Origin of the sequence: Croceitalea rosinachiae (genome assembly GCF_031846445.1) — a bacterium.
In the GTDB taxonomy this organism is placed as follows: Bacteria; Bacteroidota; Bacteroidia; order Flavobacteriales; family Flavobacteriaceae; genus Croceitalea; species Croceitalea rosinachiae.
The window spans coordinates 341,015-360,747 of the sequence record NZ_JAVRHR010000002.1; the positions used below are offsets into that span (position 1 = coordinate 341,015).

The following is a 19,733-nucleotide window of genomic DNA, read 5'->3' on the forward strand; positions in this document are numbered from 1 at the left end:
TATGAATATAAAAGTACCGCCACCAATTGTAATGTTTGTTTTTGGGGGATTGATGTATGGACTTGATGCTTTTTTACCTGTAGGGGAATTTGATTTTTTTGGACGAAGAGAGCTTCAATATTTTGCTTGGAGCCTAGCTGCTTTTTTAATGTTGATGGCCTTTTGGAAATTTCGCAAAGCTAGAACTACTACAAACCCTATCGAACCCTTAAAAGCCAAAAAATTGGTCATCAATGGTATTTATAAGTATACCAGAAACCCAATGTATTTGGCCATGTTGTTGATTTTAATCGGTTTTGGCCTAAAACTCGGTAATGCATTTAATACAATTACGGCCGCAGCCTTTGTGTATTATATGAATCATTTTCAAATTAGAAGAGAAGAAGAGGCTCTAACTAAATTATTTGGAAAAGAATACCGATTGTATTTGAAAGCTACTAGAAGGTGGTTTTAATGTCTAAAAATAAAAATTTTGAGAAAACTAGGATTTCTTTTTTTATTTATTCATTTAATTGTATCTAAGCAATTAGCAACTGCCCAAACCAATTATTTGACCTCTTTTGATGGGGTTAAGATTGCTTATTCGATTGAAGGGAAAGGAGCACCAATACTTTTGATTCATGGCTTCATACAAAACGGGAAGTCATGGCATAAGACAGAATTGAAAAAAGCATTATTGGCAAATGGTTATCAAGTCATTATTCCTGATTTGCGTGGCAATGGAGATTCTGATAAACCCCAAAAGGATGAAAGCTACGCTGATGATGTAGAAGTCAAAGATTTGATATTGTTAATGGATAATTTAAAAATTAGAAAATATAGTGCCGTTGGCTACTCTCGTGGTAGTATTGTATTGGCTAAACTCTTAATCCAAGATAACCGAATTACAAAAGCAGTTTTGGGAGGAATGGGTATTGATTTTACCGACCCCAATTGGGATAGAAAACATATGTTTGCAGCAGCTTTTGCTGGGAAAGTGAATGAATTGACTGAAGGAGCTGTAGCGTATGCCACTTCTATAAATGCCGACTTTCGCTCACTTCATTTACAACAGAAATTTCAACCCGTTACAACTGTTAGTGAATTGGCCGAATTAAAATTAAATGTGCTTGTTATAGCTGGAGATGAGGATTTGGAAAACGGGGATCCAGAAGAATTACAAAAAGCTATTCCGGGAGCAGTTTTAAAATTAGTTCTAGGCAATCATAACGAAACTTATAAAACAGTAGCTTTTTCAAAAGAGGTAGCAGATTTTATTGAAGATTGATTTCACCTGCTAGAAAATATCATATCCTGAATTTTTTGACCATTTCTGTGATGATTTTATATCGATTTCGGATAAAAATGTTTTAAAACACCTTTTTTTCTTCACCATAAATTGCCGACCGATTTAATGTTTATTTTTGAAGCTTAAATTTTTTCAATAATGGTTGAGACAGCTAGAAAATATGTCTTTGATTTTGATAGTACACTAACAAGTGTGGAAGCACTTGACGTTTTGGCAGAGATGACTTTAAATGGTAAGTCAAACAAAGATGCTGTTCTAACCGAAATTCAAGAGATTACTAATCTGGGAATTGATGGCGATATTTCATTCACTGAGTCCTTAGAAAGAAGAATTCAACTGTTAAATGCCCATAAGACTGACTTGCCTAGTTTAGTAACTGAGCTAAGGCAAAAAATATCAAAATCTATTGAAGAGAATAAAGCTTTCTTTGAAAATTATGGAGATGTTATTTATGTGATATCATGTGGTTTTAAAGAGTTTATTGACCCAATTGTAGCAGAATATAATATTCCCTCAAAACGGGTTTATGCCAATACTTTTGAGTTTGATGATGATGGATATATTATTGGTTTTGACACTGCCAATGTACTTTCATCACATAATGGAAAGATAGAATGTCTTAAAAGCCTTAATTTAGAAGGTGAGGTACAGGTGATTGGTGATGGTTATAGTGATTATGTTATGCGTGAAGCGGGCATTGCAGATAAATTTTTTGCTTATACAGAAAACGTACATCGTGAGAAAGCCGCCAACAATGCTGATTATATTACACCTAATTTAAATGAGTTTTTATTTGTGAATGATTTACCAAGAAAAATATCATACCCTAAAAATAGAATAAAGATTTTGTTGTTAGAGAATGTGCATCCTGATGCTTTTGATAACCTTTCAGAAGAAGGCTTTTCAGTCGAATTGGTAAAGCATGCTATACCTGAAGAAGAGTTGGTTGAACGAATTAAGGGGGTTCATGTATTGGGAATTCGTTCTAAAACCCAGGTGACCAAAAAAGTGTTGGAAGCAGCGGACCGCTTGTTGGTCGTAGGAGCCTTTTGTATTGGTACCACGCAAATCGATTTAGAAACTGCCAAGAAAAAAGGTGTAGTTGCTTTTAATGCACCATACAGCAACACACGGTCAGTAGTTGAGATGGCGTTGGGTCAAATTATTATGCTAAAGCGTAGCATTTTTGCGCGTAGTACTGAAATTCATAATGGTAAATGGTTCAAGACTGCTTTAAATTCTCAAGAAGTTAGAGGTAAAAACCTTGGAATTGTTGGTTATGGAAATATAGGGAAACAGCTTTCCGTTTTAGCTGAAGCTATTGGTATGCGTGTTTATTATTATGATGTGTCAGATCGTTTGGCACTGGGTAATGCTACAAAATGCGCTACTTTAGAAGATTTGCTATCAGTTTCAGATGTAGTTACTTTACACATTGATGATAATAAAGCGAATAAGAATTTTATAGGCAAGCGCGAAATCAATCAAATGCGAGACGGTGCTATACTTATTAATTTATCACGAGGGTTTGTAGTTGATATTCCTACTTTAGTAGAAGCGCTTAAAAGTGGTAAACTGGGAGGGGCCGCGATTGATGTATACCCTGAAGAACCAAGAAGCAATGGCGAATTTTATACCGAGTTACAAGGACTCGATAATGTAATTTTAACGCCTCATATTGGTGGTAGTACAGAAGAAGCACAGCGAGATATTGCGGATTTTGTACCTAATAAAATAATGGACTATATCAATTCAGGAAATACGGTTGATGCTGTTAACTTCCCAAATATAAGGTTGCCAAAACAGAACAACGCACATCGCTTTTTACACATACATAAAAATGTACCTGGGGTAATGGCTAAAATCAATGAAGTTTTAGCGAAATATGAGATGAATATTACCGGGCAATACCTTTCTACCGATAGTGACGTTGGTTATGTAATCTCTGATTTGGATAAGGAATATAATAAAGATGTTATTAAGGCTTTGAAAAATGTGAAGAATACCATAAAGTTTAGAGTGCTCTATTAATAACATGCTTCATATATTGAACAAACAAGTAATCTGAGCTTTCACAAGCAAATAGTACTCTTTGACAACATTTTTAGTTTTAGACATTTTTTTCACCTTAAATTGTAAGATAATTCTTAATATTTAAAGAAACTTACAGTTGAAAATCGGCAAGAAAAAAGTTTTTAAGAAGGGTTTTCGAGCATACTATTTGTTGGTAGTGTCCATTATTGTCTTAACCATAGCGATACAGTCCATTATTCAGTATTCTCTAAATGAACAACGTTCTACGGCAAAGATTGTGAATTTGGCAGGTCGTCAGCGCATGCTTAGTCAACGACTTCTAAACGAAGTGTATTCATGCCGATATCACAATTGTGATTATGCAGAGCTAAAGCTAACACTTAACAAGCTATATCAAATGAATGCCGCTTTACAAGAAGGAAGTTATAATCTTGGTATAGACCCTTTGGACAATGAGGGCATATCTGCCAATTTTGAAAGGTTAGAACCTTATGTGAACTGGTTTAAGTGGAATTTGAGTGATTTGCAAGATATTGATGACATCAAGTTCAATGATATGCGTTATCGTGTTGACCGTTTCACTATTATCATGAATGAAATCGTTTTGCAATTTCAAAAAAAATCAGAGGAAGATATTAAGGGAATGCGCATTATTGAAATGGAGTTAGCTATTTTTTCTGTGTTAATCGTTCTATTTGAGATTTTCTTTATTGTGAATCCTATTATCAATAGAATTATGAAGCAGAAGAAAAAATTGGAGGAAATTGCATGGCATCAATCACATGTATTTGGTTCACACATAAAGAATATTAAAGACCTACAATACGTGCTAAAAGTTGAGAAGATACCTGAGAGACAGCAAGAAATATTAAAGTTTATTTCAGAAGAATTAGATAAGTTAAAAGAAGTTTCAAATAACATGGTGAAAGCACTTAAAAAAAATGATGAAACTGAGATGCCTCACCATGCAGTAATAAAAAAGGTTGAGGGCCTATTAGAAAAATATAGCATTATGCCATCTGAAGAATTTATTGATGGTGATAAGGCTCATTCTTAAGAATAGTGAACCCTCTGTACAATTGTTCTATAATAAACAAACGTACCATTTGATGTGAAAAGGTCATTTTTGAAAGTCCGATTTTTTGAGTTGCTCTTTTATATACTTCTTCACTAAATCCATACGGACCGCCAATAACAAGAATTAGGTTTTTAAGTCCGCTATTCATTCGCTTCTGTAGTAGTTGGGAGAATTCTATACTAGTAAATTGTTTTCCTTTTTCATCTAATAAAACTAGTGCATCAGAAGGAGATACTAATTTTAGAAGTGCTTCGCCTTCTTTTCTTTTTTGTTCGGTTTCAGAAAGATTTTTTGATTTCTTTAAATCAGGAATTATCACCAATTCAAATTTTACGTAATGTCGCAATCGACTTGAATAATTTGATATTAGATACTGTAGTTCTGTGCTATCCGTTTTACCAATAGCAATCAGCTTTATGGTCATTATAAAATATTTGTTCAAATGTAGTATTTGCAGTCGATTTATTATTGATGGAAGAGCTTTTTAGTATTTTAGCTTAAATACAAATTTCAATCATGATTTCTCAAGCTCAATTTAAAAAAGAGTTAGACCTGATTATCGTTAATGCCATTAGGGAAGATGTTGGTGATGGAGACCATAGTTCTTTAGCCTGTATACCCAAAAATGCTGCTGGTAAAGCTAAATTATTGGTTAAGGATGAGGGTGTTTTAGCTGGTGTTGAATTTGCGAAAAAGGTATTTGAATATGTAGATTCAGATTTAACAATTGAAACCCTTGTGGAAGACGGTGCAAAGGTAGAATATGGTGATATAGCTTTTTATATTTCGGGCAGTTCACAAAGTATTCTCAAGGCTGAGCGGCTTGTGCTTAATGCAATGCAGCGTATGAGTGCTATAGCGACTAAAACCAACTTTTTTGTTGACCTTCTTGAAGGAACAGGAACAAAAATATTGGATACCCGTAAAACCACACCAGGCATTAGAGCTATTGAAAAATGGGCGGTTAAAATTGGGGGAGGAGAGAACCATCGTTTTGCATTGTATGACATGATAATGCTAAAAGATAACCATATTGATTTTGCTGGCGGAATCACAAATGCAATCGCCAAAACAAAAGATTATCTAAAAAACAGTAATCGCGACCTAAAGATTATTGTTGAAGCAAGAAATCTTGATGAAATTAAAGAAATACTCAATTCTGACGGAGTTTATCGAATTCTAATCGATAATTTTAATTATGCTGACACTAAAACAGCAGTAGAATTAATAGGTAATCAATGCCAGACCGAATCGTCTGGCGGAATTAATGAGAAAACCATTAGGGCATATGCAGAATGTGGAGTGAATTATATTTCTTCTGGGGCTTTAACACACTCTGTTTATAATATGGATTTAAGTTTAAAAGCCGTATAGATGTCTAAAGCCATCGAGGATAGGTTGGAACAGATTCCCATAATTAATTGGATAGCTAGGTTATTGAAGAAGATTAAATTACCTGGTTTTGAGGGACTTTCGATTTATAATTTAGTCGAGATATACGTTGTAGGAATTGTTGAAGGCGCATTATCAAGTAGAGCTAGTTCCATTGCTTTTAGTTTGTTCATGGCTTTGTTTCCACTTTTAATTTTCTTAGTAACACTAGTTCCTTTTATAATTCCTTATGTAAGCGTTGGGAATGAGAATTTTGATGTTCAATTTTTATTATTTCTTGAATCTTTTTTACCATCTGCAACGAGTGAATATTTTGGAGAGATCTATCAGCAAATAAAAGATCAGAAAAGGGGCGGACTTTTATCATCTGCATTTTTAATATCAATTTTTTTAGTTGCAAATGGGGTAAATGCAATATTTAGCGCATTCGAAAATTCATACCATATTGAGCTCACCAGAAACTTTTTCAGACAATATGCGTATGCCTTAATGGTTGGATTGCTCTTATCTATTTTACTAATAATTGGTGCTATAGTATTTGTCTATTTCGAGTTTTATATTGTTGAGTACACTAGTGAATACCTAGGAAAGAGACTGGGTTACGATATTGAAAAGGGAGATGATATTGGCTTGCAACTAGCTAAAATTTTGTTCTTTATGTTATTGTCGTACCTAACTACCGCAATATTGTATTATTTTGGCACTGCCGAAGGGCGAAAAGTTCGATTTTTCTCTGCAGGTGCTTTAATGACGACCTTACTTTTTGTAGTTACTTCGTATTTGTTTGGAGTTTATGTAGAAAAGTTTGCGCGATATAATGAATTGTATGGCGCACTTGGAGGATTATTAATATTAATGGTTTTTATATGGCTCAACTCAAACATATTATTGTTAGGCTTTGAATTGAATGCAACATTACATTCATTAAGAAAAAATGAAATGAAAGCTCATGATGGCTAATAAACAAAATGGCTAGTATTGAACCATTAAATAATCGAATAGCAAAAAATGTTGCTATACTTTTAGAAGTAATATTAAAAAAATGATTAAAAAACACCCCGAAATTCTTTTTTTTTCAATAGTTCTATTTTTAATATCATATAGCGTATCAAGTCAAAAAATTGTTGGAAAATGGAAAACCGTTGACGATAGAAATGGCAACCCTAAAGCCATCGTCGAACTTTATAAAGAAAATGGTCTTTTAAATGGAAGAGTATTGAAGATTGTAGAGAAAGGAAAAGAGAATGCTCTTTGTATTAAGTGCAAAGGAGACTTAAAGGATAAGCCCGTTGAGGGTATGAAAATTATTTTCGGTTTCGAAGATAATGGCGAAGGAGTTTTTAAAGGGAAAAAACTTTTTGATCCAGAACAGGCGATGACTTTTCGAGGACGAATTTGGATTGACCCTGATAATTCAGACCAACTAAAGGTTAGGGGATATTTGGCATTTTTATACCGAACACAAACATGGCTTCGGGTCGTTGACTAAATTCCGATAATGGACTTTTTTTTAGATGTTGTCCTTCCCATACCTTTAGAAAGACTATTTACTTACCGGCTTTCACGCGAAGAAGCTTCACTTGTAAAAAGAGGGATGCGAGTTGCAGTACCGTTTGGAAAATCAAAAATTTATACAGCTCTTACTTTTGATATTCATCATAATGAACCACAAGTTTATGAAGCAAAAGAAATACATCAGCTATTAGATGATGAACCTATTGTGACTGAAATACAATTTAAACATTGGCAGTGGATTGCTGATTATTACATGTGCACTCTAGGTGAGGTTGTTCGTGGAGCTTTACCAGGTTCCTTTTTATTAGAAAGTGAAACCTTGGTATTGCCTAATAAATTAGATCAAGTTGATGAGGCTTTACTTTCCGACAATGAGTTCTTGATTTTAGAAGCTTTACGTCATCAATCAAGCTTAAAGATTGATGAGATTTCAAAAATTATAGATAGAAAGCGTGTTTTGCCCATTGTTAATCAATTGGTACAAAAGCAGGCTATTCTTTTGAAGGAAACTTTACATGAACAGTATCGCCCAAAAATGGAGAAATACCTCAGGCTTAACAGGGCATATGAATCTGAAGCAGAACTAGAGAGGCTATTAGAAAAATTGGCACGTGCACAGAAACAAAGTCAGGCATTATTAGCCTTTTTTCAGTTAAAATCGCAACAAAAATCAAGGGTAAAAGTAAATGATTTTGTAAAGTTTAGCGGTATTTCAAAGGCAGTTATAAAAGCACTTATTGATAAAGAGATATTTGAATCATATGAAATCAGGGCCGACCGGGTTCAATTCGATGTAAATTCTAAGGAGGTAAGTCAAATAGAGTTAAGTGCCCAACAAGAGAAAGCTGTAGTTGATATTAAGGGTAACTTTGAGAATGATAAAGTTTGTTTGTTGTATGGGGTCACATCTTCTGGTAAGACAGAGGTGTATCTTAAATTTATTAATGAGGTCATAGAGACCGGAAAACAGGTTTTGTATTTATTACCAGAGATTGCTCTGACCTCACAGCTGATAAACCGACTTATGGCCTATTTTGGGAATAAGATAGCTGTCTATCATTCTAAATACAGTTTAAATGAACGGGTGGAAGTTTGGAACAATGTTTTGCATGGCAATGATAAAGCACAAGTTATTGTTGGTACAAGATCTGCACTGCTTTTACCCTTTACCCATTTAGGTTTAATAGTTGTTGATGAAGAGCATGAATCCTCTTTTAAACAGTTTGATCCCGCACCACGTTATCACGCTCGTGATGCCGCGATTGTTTTGTCGAACCTTCACAATTCAAAATGTATTTTAGGTTCGGCAACCCCAAGCCTAGAAACTTTTTTTAATACAAAATCAAAAAAATATGGTATTGCACAAATGCTGAGAAGATATGGTGATGTGCTTATGCCTGAAATCGAATTGGTCGATATTAAAGAGGCTACCCGAAAAAAAAGAATGAAAGGTCATTTCTCTGAACAGCTTCTTGAAGAAATTTCAAATTGTTTAGCGGAAAAAGAACAGGTCATCCTTTTTCAAAATAGACGCGGTTTTGCTCCAATTGTAGAATGCACTACATGTGGTCATGCGACTCAATGTCCAAATTGTGATGTGAGTCTGACGTATCACCAGCATAGAAATCAATTACGCTGCCACTACTGTGGGTATCATATGTCATTGTTGCAAAGTTGTCAAGCTTGCGGAAATAACACTTTGGACACCAAAGGATTTGGTACAGAACAAATACAAGAAGAATTGTTAAAGTTGTTTCCCGAATATCGAATTGGGCGGATGGATTTAGATACGACACGGGGAAAATATGCTTATGAAAAAATCATCAATGCTTTTGAACAACAAGAGTTTGATATTTTGGTAGGCACGCAAATGGTAACTAAAGGCCTTGATTTTAGAAACGTTGCTCTTGTTGGAATTATGAATGCGGATAGCTTACTGAACTTTCCTGATTATCGATCACATGAGCGTGGTTTCCAGCTGATGACTCAAGTAGCAGGTAGAGCAGGAAGAACAGAAAAAAGAGGAAAAGTTCTGATTCAAACCTATAACCCGTACCATCAAATTTTGCATCAAGTATCAAATTATGACTATAAAAAAATGTTTTCTGAGCAATTATATGAAAGGGAGCAATTTAAGTATCCGCCCCATGTTCGCATCATAAGAATTACTTTAAAAGATAAAGACTACAATAAATTGAATGAGGCATCAGATTGGTTTGCTTCTTCATTAAGAAATGTATTGAAAGTACAAGTTTTAGGACCGGAATACCCAACAGTCGCAAGAATCAGAAATCAATATTTAAAAAATATACTTATAAAAATTAATACCACCGAATCAATAACTAGAATAAAAAATAGCATTAGAAGAATTGAAAATTCTTTTAATGCTATTTCACAATATAGAAGTATTAGATTGGTCTATGATGTAGACCATATCTAACTATACATTGGCCAGTGCTTCAGCCAACTCAGTTTTCTTATTTCTACTTAATGGAATTTGTCTTCCACCTACTTCAACATTTTTACTGTTGAATTTTTCAATCTTTTCAAGATTTACAATGTAGGACTTGTGGATTCTTAAGAATTTTTCAGCAGGCAACTGCTTTTCAAAAGACTTCATGGTAGATAAAATTACAATATTGGCCTCGTCAGTAACCAATTTAATGTAATCACCTAAAGCTTCAATCCATTTGATATCATTAAGGATAACCTTACGTTTTTTAAGGTTGCTCTTCACGAAAATATGCTCTTCATCCTCATCAACTCTATTGATTTGTTCGTATTTTGAAACAGCTCTCTTAACGGAAGCTTCAAAACGAGCTAATGTGATAGGTTTGTGAAGGTAGTCTGTAACATCATAGTCAAATGCCTTTAATGCATAGTCAGGCTTACCTGTAATTAAAATTACCTGTGGAGGATTTTCCAAAGCCTCTAGTAAGTCAAAACCACTAATAATAGGCATTTCAACATCCAAGAAGATAAGATCTACCTCGTGGTTCTTTAAACCGTTTTTAGCCTCAATAGCATTGCTATATTCAGCAACTAAAGCAAGATGTGGGTGGTTGTTGACTAACTTCGCTACAGCCATGCGCTGCATTGATGAGTCGTCTACAATTATACTTCTAAGTTTCATAAATTGGGGTGATTTGTGGGGTTAAATCATCGGCAAATTACATAAAAACAACGGTAAGGTGCAACAAAAGATGTAAACATGGTCTATTCTGTTGTGTAATTAGCATTAGGCGCGATGTAGGGTTTATTTCGATTTTTATTGTTAATAACTTCTTAAACGAATAACGAACAATTCTTATATTTCTTGTGAATACTTTTAATAATGTTTACTTTTGCGCTCCTTAAACAAATATATAATATGAATCATTACGAAACTGTTTTCATTTTAAATCCCGTTCTGTCTGAAACTCAGATAGAGGAAACAGTTAAGAAATTTGAAGATTTCTTAATTAAGAATGGTGCCAAAATGGTGGCCAAAGAAAATTGGGGGCTAAAAAAATTAGCGTACCCAATTCAGAACAAAAAAAGTGGTTTTTACCACCTTTTTGAATTTTCTGCTCCTGGTGAGGCCATTGGTCCTTACGAGTTAGAGTTCAGAAGAGATGAACGAATCATGCGATTTTTAACTGTTAAATTAGACAAGCATGCAATTGCTTGGGCAGAAAGAAGAAGAACTAAGTTAAAAGCAAAAGCATAATTATGTCATCAATAGAACAACAAGCGAAATCAAAAAAGGACGGTGAAATTAGGTATTTGACCCCTTTGAATATTGAAACTAACAAGCAAAAAAAGTATTGTCGTTTCAAAAAATCAGGTATCAAGTACATTGATTATAAAGACCCTGACTTTTTAATGAAGTTAGTTAATGAACAAGGTAAACTTTTACCAAGAAGGTTGACAGGTACATCATTAAAGTATCAAAGAAAAGTTGCTCAAGCAGTAAAGAGAGCACGTCATTTGGCATTGATGCCATACGTAGGTGATATGTTAAAATAATAAAAGACGGAGAAATGGAACTTATATTAAAACAAGATGTACAAGATTTAGGTTTTAAAGATGACGTTGTAATCGTAAAAAACGGTTATGGTAGAAACTTTTTGATTCCTCAAGGTTTAGCTGATTTGGCTACCCCGTCTGCAAAAAAGGTGCTTGCTGAGAATTTAAAGCAAAGAGCGCATAAAGAGAAGAAAGTAATTGATGAAGCTAATAAGGTCGCTGACAACCTAAAAACTTTAGAAATTAAGATACCTGCAAAAGTTGGTGCGGGCGACAAACTATTCGGTTCTATCTCGAATATAGACCTAGCCGCTTCTTTGGAAAAAGCAGGTGAAGCCATAGATAGAAAGTTCATCACAATTCAAGGTGGAACTGTAAAGAGAACTGGTCCTTACAATGCTAAGATTAGACTACATAGAGAAGTAATTGTTGATTTTCCCTTTGAAGTAATTGCTGAGGCAAAGTAAACTTTACTTTTTAGTTAATAACTTGTTAAGAGCTATGCACGCATAGCTCTTTTTTTATGCTATGTTTGCAATTGCTTTAAGATAACTTAACAAGACACATTATGAAGAAAATTTTACTAATGGGAATGGTCTTTCTGATGACAATTACATCGGGCTTATCCCAAGTTACCACTTCTAATATTAGAGGTATGGTAACAGATGATCAGGGCGCACCCTTATTTGGCGCTAATGTAGTAGCCATTCATACGCCCACGGGAACGAGATATGGTTCAATAACAAATGATGGAGGGCGTTTTAACCTATTGAACCTAAGGGTTGGCGGACCATATGAAGTTACTATTTCATTTGTTGGTTTTCAAGATGATATAAGAAACGATATTTTTCTTTCTCTTGGCAAAACCTTTAATTACAGTGTACAAATGGTTTCTGGAGGCCAACAGCTTGACGAGGTAATCGTTGTTTCTGACCAATCAGGAACTTTTGGAAGTGATAGAACAGGTGCCGCAACCAGTGTTAGCAGAAGAGATTTGGTACGGTTACCTACAATATCGAGGTCTACAAATGATTTCATTAGATTAGAACCTGCCGCTTCATCAGGTGCTTCTGGTCTTTCGTTTGGTGGTCGTAATGATCAGTATAATAACTTCTCATTGGATGGTGCAATTTTTAACAATCCATTCGGATTGGATGCTGCTCAACCGGGTGGACAAACCAATGCGACCCCAATCTCCATTGAGGCCATTGATCAAATTTCTGTTACTACCGCTCCTTATGATGTTACACAATCAGGTTTTACTGGTGCTTCGGTAAATGCCGTAACTAAAAGCGGAACAAACCAATTTAGGGGTACCGTCTATGGTTTTTTTAGAAATGATGATTTGACCGGTGGAAAAATTAACGGTGATGATGTTACAAAAACGGGGTTAGAGCAACAGCAATACGGTTTTAGTATTGGTGGACCAATTGTAAAGGACAAGTTATTTTTCTTTGCAAACTTCGAAAAAGATGATTTGACCGAGCTGGGTACGGATGGTTTTGTGCCTAGTGGTGTTGGTCAAGCGGGTATTAGTACTTCAAGGGTTACTCAAACCGATATGAGCTTGGTTGATAATGTTTTACGTCAGGTTGTAGTAGGTCAAGACGCCCAAGGGAATCCGATTTTCTATAATCCAGGTGCTACTACCGGTTTTAACTTTGACCAAGAATCGACAAAAGGTATTATCAAATTAGATTGGAATATTAATGATAATAATCGGTTGGCATTGATATATAACTTTTTAAATGCATCAAAAGGTAAACCAGCTAATAGAGATGCACTTGGTTTTAGAGGACCAAGCACGCAAACACTACAGTTTGAGAATGCAGGTTACGAAATCAATAACAATATAAGATCTGTACAGTTAGAACTGAACAGTACTATCGGGAATGATGCCACTAATAAACTTCAAGTTGGTTATACGCATTTTGATGATTTTAGAAATCCTTTTTCTTCACCAGCACCAAGTATCACAATTTTAGATGAAACAGGAAGTTCCAATTATATTATTGCGGGCCATGAGCCTTTTTCGATTAACAATAGATTGGATCAAAAAGTATTTCAGCTAACAGATAATTTAAACTTCTTTACGGGCGACCATACTTTTACCGTTGGTTTTTCATTTGAAAAGTTCCAATTTGATAATTCCTTTAATTTAGGAACTTATGGTGCTCAAGGTGTTTTCTTTCCTTCAGGCTCAATAGCAGACTTTAGAAATTTAGATGCTGCTGGCGAAGCTGCTTTAGTAGCTGTATACCAACAGCAGTTTAACACGGCCATTGCAACAGCTAATAATAACAATCAGTTTGAAGATGGTACCCCAGGGGGGTGGGCTTTAGCTGAGACCAATGTTGGTCAATTATCATTTTATTTACAAGATGAATGGGATGCCACAGATAACTTTAAGTTAACTTATGGAGTTCGTTTTGACCGACCATTATATTTTGACACAGGTGATTTAATTAGAGAAAATATTGATAGAAAAGGAGGGTTGCTTGCTGATGGCGGTACTTATGCACCAGATATTCAATATTTTGATCCTGAAACAAATGAACCCATTACAATTAATTCAGAAACATTACCCAACAACGATTGGTTGATTTCTCCTAGAGTTGGTTTTAATTGGGATACTAAGGGAGATCAGAGCTTTCAACTTAGAGGTGGTTCAGGAGTGTTTACGGGACGTTTTCCATTCGTATGGTTGGGTAACCAAGTACAGGGGACAGACTTTTTCTTTTATCAAGTTGTTGACCCAGATTTTCAATGGCCACAGGTTTGGAGAACTAATCTAGGATTAGATAAACGTTTTGATAATGGAATTGTGTTAACAGCAGACTTATCTTATACTAAAGACCTCAATGCTGCACATGTTCAAAACTGGGGTCTAGGAGCGCCATCTGCGACTTTAAATGGTCCTGACAATAGGGCGGTTTATGAGAATGAGGACAAATCACAATTATTTGGCGGACCAACAAATGCCTATGTATTTACCAATTCTGACCAAGGTCGAATTTGGAATGCCACGCTGAAGTTACAAAAGACTTTTGACGATGGCCTATATACACAGTTGGCATACAGTTATTTAGATGCCAAAGAGGTGAACTCTATTGATGCTGAAATTACAGGTGATGCTTTTGCAGGTAATGCCGTGGTAGGTAACGCAAATACAGATGTGTTATCAAATTCTCGGTATGGCGATAGGCACCGTATTATTGGCGTAATTTCAAAAGCATTTAAAACAGGGACTACTATTTCATCTTTCTTCGAATATGCTCAAAGTGGTCGTTTTAACTATATCTATGGTGGAGATATCAATAACGATGGTTCTAGTATTAATGACTTGCTTTACATTCCAACAGCAAGCGAAGTTGGGCAAATGGCCTTTACTGGAGCGGATCAAGCCGCGGCTTTTGAGGCATTTATTCAACAAGATGATTATTTGAGCGGAAGAAGAGGACAATATGCAGAGCGGTATGGAGCTTTGGCACCTTGGAGAGGTCGATGGGATGTAAAAGTACTGCAGGATATTAAGTTGAATGACACAAACAAATTTCAAGTGAGTTTGGATGTCATCAATATTGGAAATTTATTAAATTCTAATTGGGGTGTTGTTGAGCGTCAAGATTTTGATCAAGTATTGGGTGTAACCGTTGATGATACTAATACTCCAACATTCACATTTGACCCAAATAGAACAAATACTTTTTCTGCTGATACGAGATTACTTTCGAGATGGCAGGCACAGGTGGGTGTTCGTTATATTTTTAATTAAGAAGTTTTCAAATTTTAAGAAGAGGCTGTGCTTAAGCACAGCCTTTTTTATTTTTGTAACATGAAGTATAGTAGATTATCAAAAGAGCAGTTTGAGGAATTACATCTAGAATTCATCAATTTTTTGGCAACCCAATCCATTACAGCGGATGAATGGGAAAAACTTAAAAAGGACAAGCCAGAGGTTGCCGAAGAAGAGTTAGATGTTTTTAGTGATTTAATATGGGAAGGTGTATTAACGAATGTCAAATACCTGGAAAATATATCGGAACGTCATATGCATTTATTCCAATTGAAAGAAAAGGAAATGAAACTCATTTCTGTCAAGATTCTAAATCCTGAAGTTGATTTGCGAACCAAAGTTGGTTTTGGTTGGTTCAAGCGCAATTTTCAATCAGATTTTGTGGAATATCTCACCGCCTCAAAAAAATATTCTGATGATAAAAATGCTGATAAATTTGGTTTAATTCAACAAGGGGCAAACATCACCAAAGGTGAGTTGTATCAGTGGTTTGATGATATGATCGAGTAATTCAATTTTGACATTACTATAAAAACAGGAATCTACAATCCATTATATTTGCAGCACATTTAATAATTCATGGCAAAGAAACCATCAATCCCAAAAGGTACCCGCGATTTTTCTCCCTCAGAAATTGCAAAGCGTAACCATATTTTCAAGACTATTAAAAGGCAGTTTGAGCTTTTTGGTTTTCAACCTATTGAAACACCAAGTTTTGAGAATTCTGAAACCTTATTGGGTAAGTATGGTGATGAAGGAGATCGACTGATTTTTAAGATTCTGAATTCTGGTGATTTTATATCAAAAGTTGATGATGTCACTTATAGTTCCAAGAATTCAACATCTATCGCACCAAAAATTACTGAAAAGGCTTTACGTTATGACTTAACGGTACCTTTTGCTCGTTATGTTGTCATGCACCAGAATGAAATCGACTTTCCATTTAAGCGTTATCAAATACAGCCGGTTTGGCGTGCGGATAGACCCCAGAAAGGGCGTTTTAGGGAGTTTTATCAGTGCGATGCCGATATAGTTGGGGCAAATTCATTATTACAAGAAGTAGAATTGGTTCAGCTATATGATGGTGTTTTCACCGAATTAGGTTTAGATGGAACTATGATTAAGATCAATAACAGAAAAGTGTTGTCCGGCATTGCTGAGGTTATTGGAGCACAACATTTATTGATTGATTTTACTGTTGCCTTGGATAAATTGGATAAAATAGGAGAGGATAAGGTTAAGGAAGAAATGCTAAATAAAGGTATTTCCGAAGCTGCCATTAAAAAAGCGACACCTTTGTTTTCGATATCTGGAAGTGCTAAGGAACAATTAGAACTATTAAAAGTATTATTGTCTGATTCTGAGATAGGCCTTAACGGAATCAATGAATTAGGTGAGATAATAAATACTATTAATGCGATTGGTCTTAAATCGGCAAGTTTACAATTAGATGTTACTTTAGCTCGCGGTTTAAATTATTATACTGGCGCCATATTTGAAGTAGCTCCACCTGATGGAGTACAAATGGGTTCCATAGGTGGCGGAGGGCGCTATGACGATTTAACCGGCATTTTTGGACTCAAAGATGTCAGTGGAGTAGGTATTTCTTTTGGATTGGACAGAATCTATTTGGTTTTAGAAGAGCTGGGATTATTTCCAAAAGCCATTGACCAGTCTTTACAAGTATTGTGTTTGAATTTTGGTGAAAAGGAGGGATTGGTCGCCTTAAAATTGATTTCTGAGCTGAGGCAATATGGATTGAAAACCGATTTGTACCCTTCTAATGCTAAAGTTCAAAAGCAATTTAAATATGCAGATAAACGTAATGTGCCTTATGTAATCTTAATCGGAGAGAAAGAGCTTGCAGCTAATCAATTTATAGTTAAGAATATGCGAACTGGACAACAACAGTCTTATTCATTGACTGATTCCAAAGCATTTGTGGATTCATTACAACCTTGATTTTATCTCTGAAATAATAAATTGATATCTATTTTCAGAATTTGGGACCAAATCAGGATGTTCTTCTTGTACCCATCCTTCAAATTCGTTCAATGAAAGCCATTTTAGATCCTCAACTTCACTTTCCTGTTTTATCAAGGTCAATTTCTTGTCCAAAAGACAAAGAAAAGTATGATTGAATTCTCTATCAAAGAAAGCTTGGGAATGACGTTTTTCCGTCTTAAAAACACCGATTTTGTCCAGTTGTTCGCTAGTTATAGAAACTCCAATTTCTTCTTCTACTTCTCTAATTGCACCAAGTTCGAATGATTCACTTGCACCAATATGCCCTGCGACTGACACATCCCATTTTAAAGGATATGTGCTTTTGTTTTTTCCTCTTTGTTGTAGCAAGACCTCTCCGTGCTCCGTATAAAACCAGACATGTATAGTTTGGTGAAACAAGCCATTTAGATGTGCTTCGGACTTTAAGGCCGTTTGGCCAGTATAATTTCCTTCTGAATTTAATATATCAATTAACTCGTCCACTATTTTTAGTCAAAATAACTGAAGGTTTCGCCAGATTTAATGGTCAAAAGTGTTTCATAAATCAAACGTATTACATTTTCAACATCATCTTTATGAACAGTCTCTACCGTAGTGTGCATATATCGCAATGGCAATGAAATTAATGCTGAAGCTACACCCCCATTGCTATAGGCAAAAGCATCTGTGTCCGTACCAGTTGCTCTTGAATTTGCAGCACGCTGAAAAGGTATTTTGTTAGTTTCAGCCGTTTCGATGATACGTTCACGCAATTTTTGCTGAACAGCTGGGGCATATGCAATTACAGGACCTTTACCTATAGCTGCTTCACCCTGAACTTTCTTTTCAATTAGTGGCGTAGTGGTATCGTGGGTTACATCGGTAATAATGGCCACATTGGGTTTTATGGTCTGGGTTATCATCTCAGCACCTCGCAAACCTATTTCTTCTTGAACAGAGTTAGTGATATAAAGTCCAAACGGTAATTTCTTTTTGTTTTCATGAAGTAACCTCGCAACTTCAGCAATCATAAAACCGCCAGCACGATTATCTAATGCTCTACAAACAAACTTATCTTTATTAAGAATTTGAAATTCATCAGGGTAGGTAATCACACAGCCTACATGAACACCCAGTTTTTCAACTTCTTCTTTATCTTTTGCGCCTATATCAATAAATATATTATCAATCTTTGGTGGTTCTTCCTTTCCAGTTCTGCGTGTATGGATTGCTGGCCATCCGAAGACACCTTTTACAATACCGTTTTTAGTATGTATGTTCACCCATTTCGATGGCGCGATTTGGTGATCACTACCTCCATTGCGAATTACATAGAGTAAGCCATTATCCGTAATATAGTTTACATACCATGATATTTCATCTGAATGCCCTTCAATAACCACTTTATAGTCCGCTTCTGGATTAATGACCGCTACAGCAGTTCCATAAGTATCCGTTATAAAATCATCCACGTAAGGTTTTAAATAATCCATCCAAATTTTTTGCCCTTCCCACTCATAACCTGTTGGGGATGCATTGTTTAGGTATTTTTCAAAGAATTTGATCGATTTATTTGTTATGATTTTATTATCGGACATGAGTATGTTTTAGCTTACAAACATAGCAATATTCACTTTTATTTAATAATATGAATTAGGCTTTATCGTTACTTTTGGTACGATTAATGACCTATCTTATTTATGGGCAAACATGTCATTTTAATTTTCTGTCTTTTTTTGTTCACCTTGGGCTATGGACAAGAGGAACAGCCATTAGATTCTATTTCAGATTATTATGTTAGAATGCAAGGTGATTCGGTTCTTTTGAGTTCTATACCTCTTGATGAAGTCTACATTTTTGGGAAACTTGAGTTTGCTGACAAACAAGAAAAATTAAGGTATTACATTTTAAGACGTAAAACTTTAAAGGTATACCCGTATGCCAAGCTTGCGGCCGAAAAACTTGTTGAGCTTAATGATAGTATTTCGAAGATTACGAAGAAACGGCATCAAAAACGCTATACTAAAAAAGTTCAGAAATATATAGAGGGCGAATTTTCTGATAAGCTTAAGAAACTTACCAGAACAGAAGGGCAAATTCTAATTAAATTAATTCACAGACAGACTGGCGATACTGCTTTCGATTTAGTTAAAGAACTACGAAGTGGATGGAGGGCCTTTTGGTACAATACGACGGCAAAAGCATTCAAAATTAGCTTGAAGGAGCAATTTATACCTACTGAAGTTCATGAAGATTATCTAATTGAAGATATTTTACAACGAGCCTTTGCTTCAAACCGTTTGAAAAGGCAAAAATCAGTTTTAGACTACGACTATGCTTCTCTAAGTAATAAATGGAAGCAAACCGGTGAACATAAGAAATAACTATTTCTTCTTGCCAAAAACGGAGTCCATAACGATGTTTATAGACCGAAATCCTAGGTAAATGGCGAAACCAGCCATTAAAACTCCAATAATAAGAACAGGTATAAATAGGGGCTTATCAGAATTTTTGAACGCCTGATAGAGAATTATGGGGGCCAATAACATGACCAAGGTGGTATATCCAAAAGACTTTAGACCTTTTACCAAAAGTTCTTTATCGGTTTTCATTCAATAATTATATTTTGTTTAAAT

20 protein-coding genes are annotated in these 19,733 nt (G+C 35.2%); 15 read left to right on the top strand and 5 right to left on the bottom strand.

All coding sequences use genetic code 11. The features are described from left to right. Nucleotide 1 precedes the first annotated feature (1 nt). From RM706_RS09265 to RM706_RS09280, 4 genes are all read left to right on the top strand, one after another. On the top strand, nt 2-454 hold the full coding sequence (locus RM706_RS09265) for a methyltransferase family protein (RefSeq protein WP_311350778.1): 453 nt from the start codon (nt 2-4) through the stop codon (nt 452-454). 18 nt (nt 455-472) lie between these two features. After that, nucleotides 473-1,267, top strand: coding sequence for an alpha/beta fold hydrolase (locus RM706_RS09270; protein WP_311350779.1), 795 nt, complete (start codon nt 473-475; stop codon nt 1,265-1,267). A gap of 159 nt (nt 1,268-1,426) precedes the next feature. Next, nucleotides 1,427-3,319, top strand: a complete 1,893-nt coding sequence (gene serA, locus RM706_RS09275) for a phosphoglycerate dehydrogenase (protein ID WP_311350780.1) — start codon at nt 1,427-1,429, stop codon at nt 3,317-3,319. Nucleotides 3,320-3,458: 139 nt separating this feature from the next. After that, the gene (locus tag RM706_RS09280; protein ID WP_311350781.1) at nt 3,459-4,379 is read left to right on the top strand and encodes a type IV pili methyl-accepting chemotaxis transducer N-terminal domain-containing protein; all 921 of its coding nucleotides are present in this window, start codon (nt 3,459-3,461) and stop codon (nt 4,377-4,379) included. Here RM706_RS09280 and rlmH read toward each other — a convergent pair. Next, on the bottom strand, nt 4,351-4,824 hold the full coding sequence (rlmH, locus tag RM706_RS09285) for a 23S rRNA (pseudouridine(1915)-N(3))-methyltransferase RlmH (protein WP_311350782.1): 474 nt from the start codon (nt 4,822-4,824) through the stop codon (nt 4,351-4,353). The two genes, RM706_RS09280 and rlmH, sit on opposite strands and share 29 nt — an antisense overlap. 92 nt (nt 4,825-4,916) lie before the next feature. Here rlmH and nadC point away from each other — a divergent pair, with 92 nt between their 5' ends. The 4 genes from nadC (at nt 4,917) to priA (ending at nt 9,747) form a co-directional block, all read left to right on the top strand. Continuing rightward, nucleotides 4,917-5,774, top strand: a complete 858-nt coding sequence (gene nadC, locus RM706_RS09290; protein WP_311350783.1) for a carboxylating nicotinate-nucleotide diphosphorylase — start codon at nt 4,917-4,919, stop codon at nt 5,772-5,774. Beyond that, the gene (locus tag RM706_RS09295; protein ID WP_311350784.1) at nt 5,775-6,752 is read left to right on the top strand and encodes a YihY/virulence factor BrkB family protein; all 978 of its coding nucleotides are present in this window, start codon (nt 5,775-5,777) and stop codon (nt 6,750-6,752) included. It abuts the gene before it with no gap. An 82-nt stretch (nt 6,753-6,834) separates the two neighbouring features. Continuing rightward, the gene (locus tag RM706_RS09300; RefSeq protein WP_311350785.1) at nt 6,835-7,281 is read left to right on the top strand and encodes a DUF2147 domain-containing protein; all 447 of its coding nucleotides are present in this window, start codon (nt 6,835-6,837) and stop codon (nt 7,279-7,281) included. Nucleotides 7,282-7,290: 9 nt separating this feature from the next. Beyond that, entirely contained in the window at nt 7,291-9,747 is a 2,457-nt protein-coding gene (priA, locus tag RM706_RS09305) for a replication restart helicase PriA (RefSeq protein ID WP_311350786.1), read from the top strand. On the opposite strand, the gene RM706_RS09310 is transcribed toward priA, so the two are convergent. Further along, on the bottom strand, nt 9,748-10,440 hold the full coding sequence (locus RM706_RS09310; RefSeq protein WP_311350787.1) for a LytR/AlgR family response regulator transcription factor: 693 nt from the start codon (nt 10,438-10,440) through the stop codon (nt 9,748-9,750). A gap of 237 nt (nt 10,441-10,677) precedes the next feature. Here RM706_RS09310 and rpsF point away from each other — a divergent pair, with 237 nt between their 5' ends. The 6 genes from rpsF (at nt 10,678) to hisS (ending at nt 17,073) form a co-directional block, all read left to right on the top strand. Further along, entirely contained in the window at nt 10,678-11,016 is a 339-nt protein-coding gene (gene rpsF, locus RM706_RS09315; RefSeq protein ID WP_311350788.1) for a 30S ribosomal protein S6, read from the top strand. Then, nucleotides 11,016-11,315, top strand: coding sequence for a 30S ribosomal protein S18 (gene rpsR / locus RM706_RS09320; RefSeq protein WP_311352011.1), 300 nt, complete (start codon nt 11,016-11,018; stop codon nt 11,313-11,315). The genes rpsF and rpsR overlap by 1 nt, the downstream gene beginning before the upstream one ends. A gap of 14 nt (nt 11,316-11,329) precedes the next feature. Next, nucleotides 11,330-11,782 (top strand): 50S ribosomal protein L9, encoded by a 453-nt coding sequence (rplI, locus tag RM706_RS09325; RefSeq protein ID WP_311350789.1) that lies wholly within the window; start codon nt 11,330-11,332, stop codon nt 11,780-11,782. Between the two features lie 101 nt (nt 11,783-11,883). After that, complete coding sequence (locus RM706_RS09330) at nt 11,884-15,090, top strand: TonB-dependent receptor (protein WP_311350790.1); 3,207 nt, start codon at nt 11,884-11,886, stop codon at nt 15,088-15,090. 60 nt (nt 15,091-15,150) lie between these two features. Further along, nucleotides 15,151-15,621, top strand: coding sequence for a DUF6495 family protein (locus RM706_RS09335; RefSeq protein ID WP_311350791.1), 471 nt, complete (start codon nt 15,151-15,153; stop codon nt 15,619-15,621). A 69-nt stretch (nt 15,622-15,690) separates the two neighbouring features. Beyond that, nucleotides 15,691-17,073 (top strand): histidine--tRNA ligase, encoded by a 1,383-nt coding sequence (gene hisS / locus RM706_RS09340; protein WP_311350792.1) that lies wholly within the window; start codon nt 15,691-15,693, stop codon nt 17,071-17,073. Here the strand turns inward: hisS and RM706_RS09345 are convergent. Further along, nucleotides 17,062-17,601, bottom strand: a complete 540-nt coding sequence (locus RM706_RS09345; RefSeq protein WP_311350793.1) for an NUDIX hydrolase — start codon at nt 17,599-17,601, stop codon at nt 17,062-17,064. The genes hisS and RM706_RS09345 overlap by 12 nt on opposite strands. Before the next feature lie 5 nt (nt 17,602-17,606). Next, nucleotides 17,607-18,695 (bottom strand): M42 family metallopeptidase, encoded by a 1,089-nt coding sequence (locus RM706_RS09350; protein WP_311350794.1) that lies wholly within the window; start codon nt 18,693-18,695, stop codon nt 17,607-17,609. A gap of 102 nt (nt 18,696-18,797) precedes the next feature. Between RM706_RS09350 and RM706_RS09355 the strand changes: the two genes are divergently transcribed. Further along, on the top strand, nt 18,798-19,481 hold the full coding sequence (locus RM706_RS09355) for a DUF4294 domain-containing protein (protein WP_311350795.1): 684 nt from the start codon (nt 18,798-18,800) through the stop codon (nt 19,479-19,481). Here RM706_RS09355 and RM706_RS09360 read toward each other — a convergent pair whose 3' ends face one another. Beyond that, nucleotides 19,482-19,709, bottom strand: coding sequence for a DUF6095 family protein (locus tag RM706_RS09360; protein WP_311350796.1), 228 nt, complete (start codon nt 19,707-19,709; stop codon nt 19,482-19,484). Nucleotides 19,710-19,733: the final 24 nt, after the last annotated feature.

Coding starts and splice junctions, on each gene's coding strand:
- RM706_RS09265 (WP_311350778.1), top strand. CDS start 2: ATGAATATAAAAGTACCGCCACCAATTGTAATGTTTGTTTTTGGGGGA.
- serA (WP_311350780.1), top strand. CDS start 1,427: ATGGTTGAGACAGCTAGAAAATATGTCTTTGATTTTGATAGTACACTA.
- rlmH (WP_311350782.1), bottom strand. CDS start 4,824: ATGACCATAAAGCTGATTGCTATTGGTAAAACGGATAGCACAGAACTA.
- nadC (WP_311350783.1), top strand. CDS start 4,917: ATGATTTCTCAAGCTCAATTTAAAAAAGAGTTAGACCTGATTATCGTT.
- RM706_RS09295 (WP_311350784.1), top strand. CDS start 5,775: ATGTCTAAAGCCATCGAGGATAGGTTGGAACAGATTCCCATAATTAAT.
- RM706_RS09300 (WP_311350785.1), top strand. CDS start 6,835: ATGATTAAAAAACACCCCGAAATTCTTTTTTTTTCAATAGTTCTATTT.
- priA (WP_311350786.1), top strand. CDS start 7,291: ATGGACTTTTTTTTAGATGTTGTCCTTCCCATACCTTTAGAAAGACTA.
- RM706_RS09310 (WP_311350787.1), bottom strand. CDS start 10,440: ATGAAACTTAGAAGTATAATTGTAGACGACTCATCAATGCAGCGCATG.
- rpsF (WP_311350788.1), top strand. CDS start 10,678: ATGAATCATTACGAAACTGTTTTCATTTTAAATCCCGTTCTGTCTGAA.
- rplI (WP_311350789.1), top strand. CDS start 11,330: ATGGAACTTATATTAAAACAAGATGTACAAGATTTAGGTTTTAAAGAT.
- RM706_RS09330 (WP_311350790.1), top strand. CDS start 11,884: ATGAAGAAAATTTTACTAATGGGAATGGTCTTTCTGATGACAATTACA.
- RM706_RS09335 (WP_311350791.1), top strand. CDS start 15,151: ATGAAGTATAGTAGATTATCAAAAGAGCAGTTTGAGGAATTACATCTA.
- hisS (WP_311350792.1), top strand. CDS start 15,691: ATGGCAAAGAAACCATCAATCCCAAAAGGTACCCGCGATTTTTCTCCC.
- RM706_RS09350 (WP_311350794.1), bottom strand. CDS start 18,695: ATGTCCGATAATAAAATCATAACAAATAAATCGATCAAATTCTTTGAA.
- RM706_RS09355 (WP_311350795.1), top strand. CDS start 18,798: ATGGGCAAACATGTCATTTTAATTTTCTGTCTTTTTTTGTTCACCTTG.
- RM706_RS09360 (WP_311350796.1), bottom strand. CDS start 19,709: ATGAAAACCGATAAAGAACTTTTGGTAAAAGGTCTAAAGTCTTTTGGA.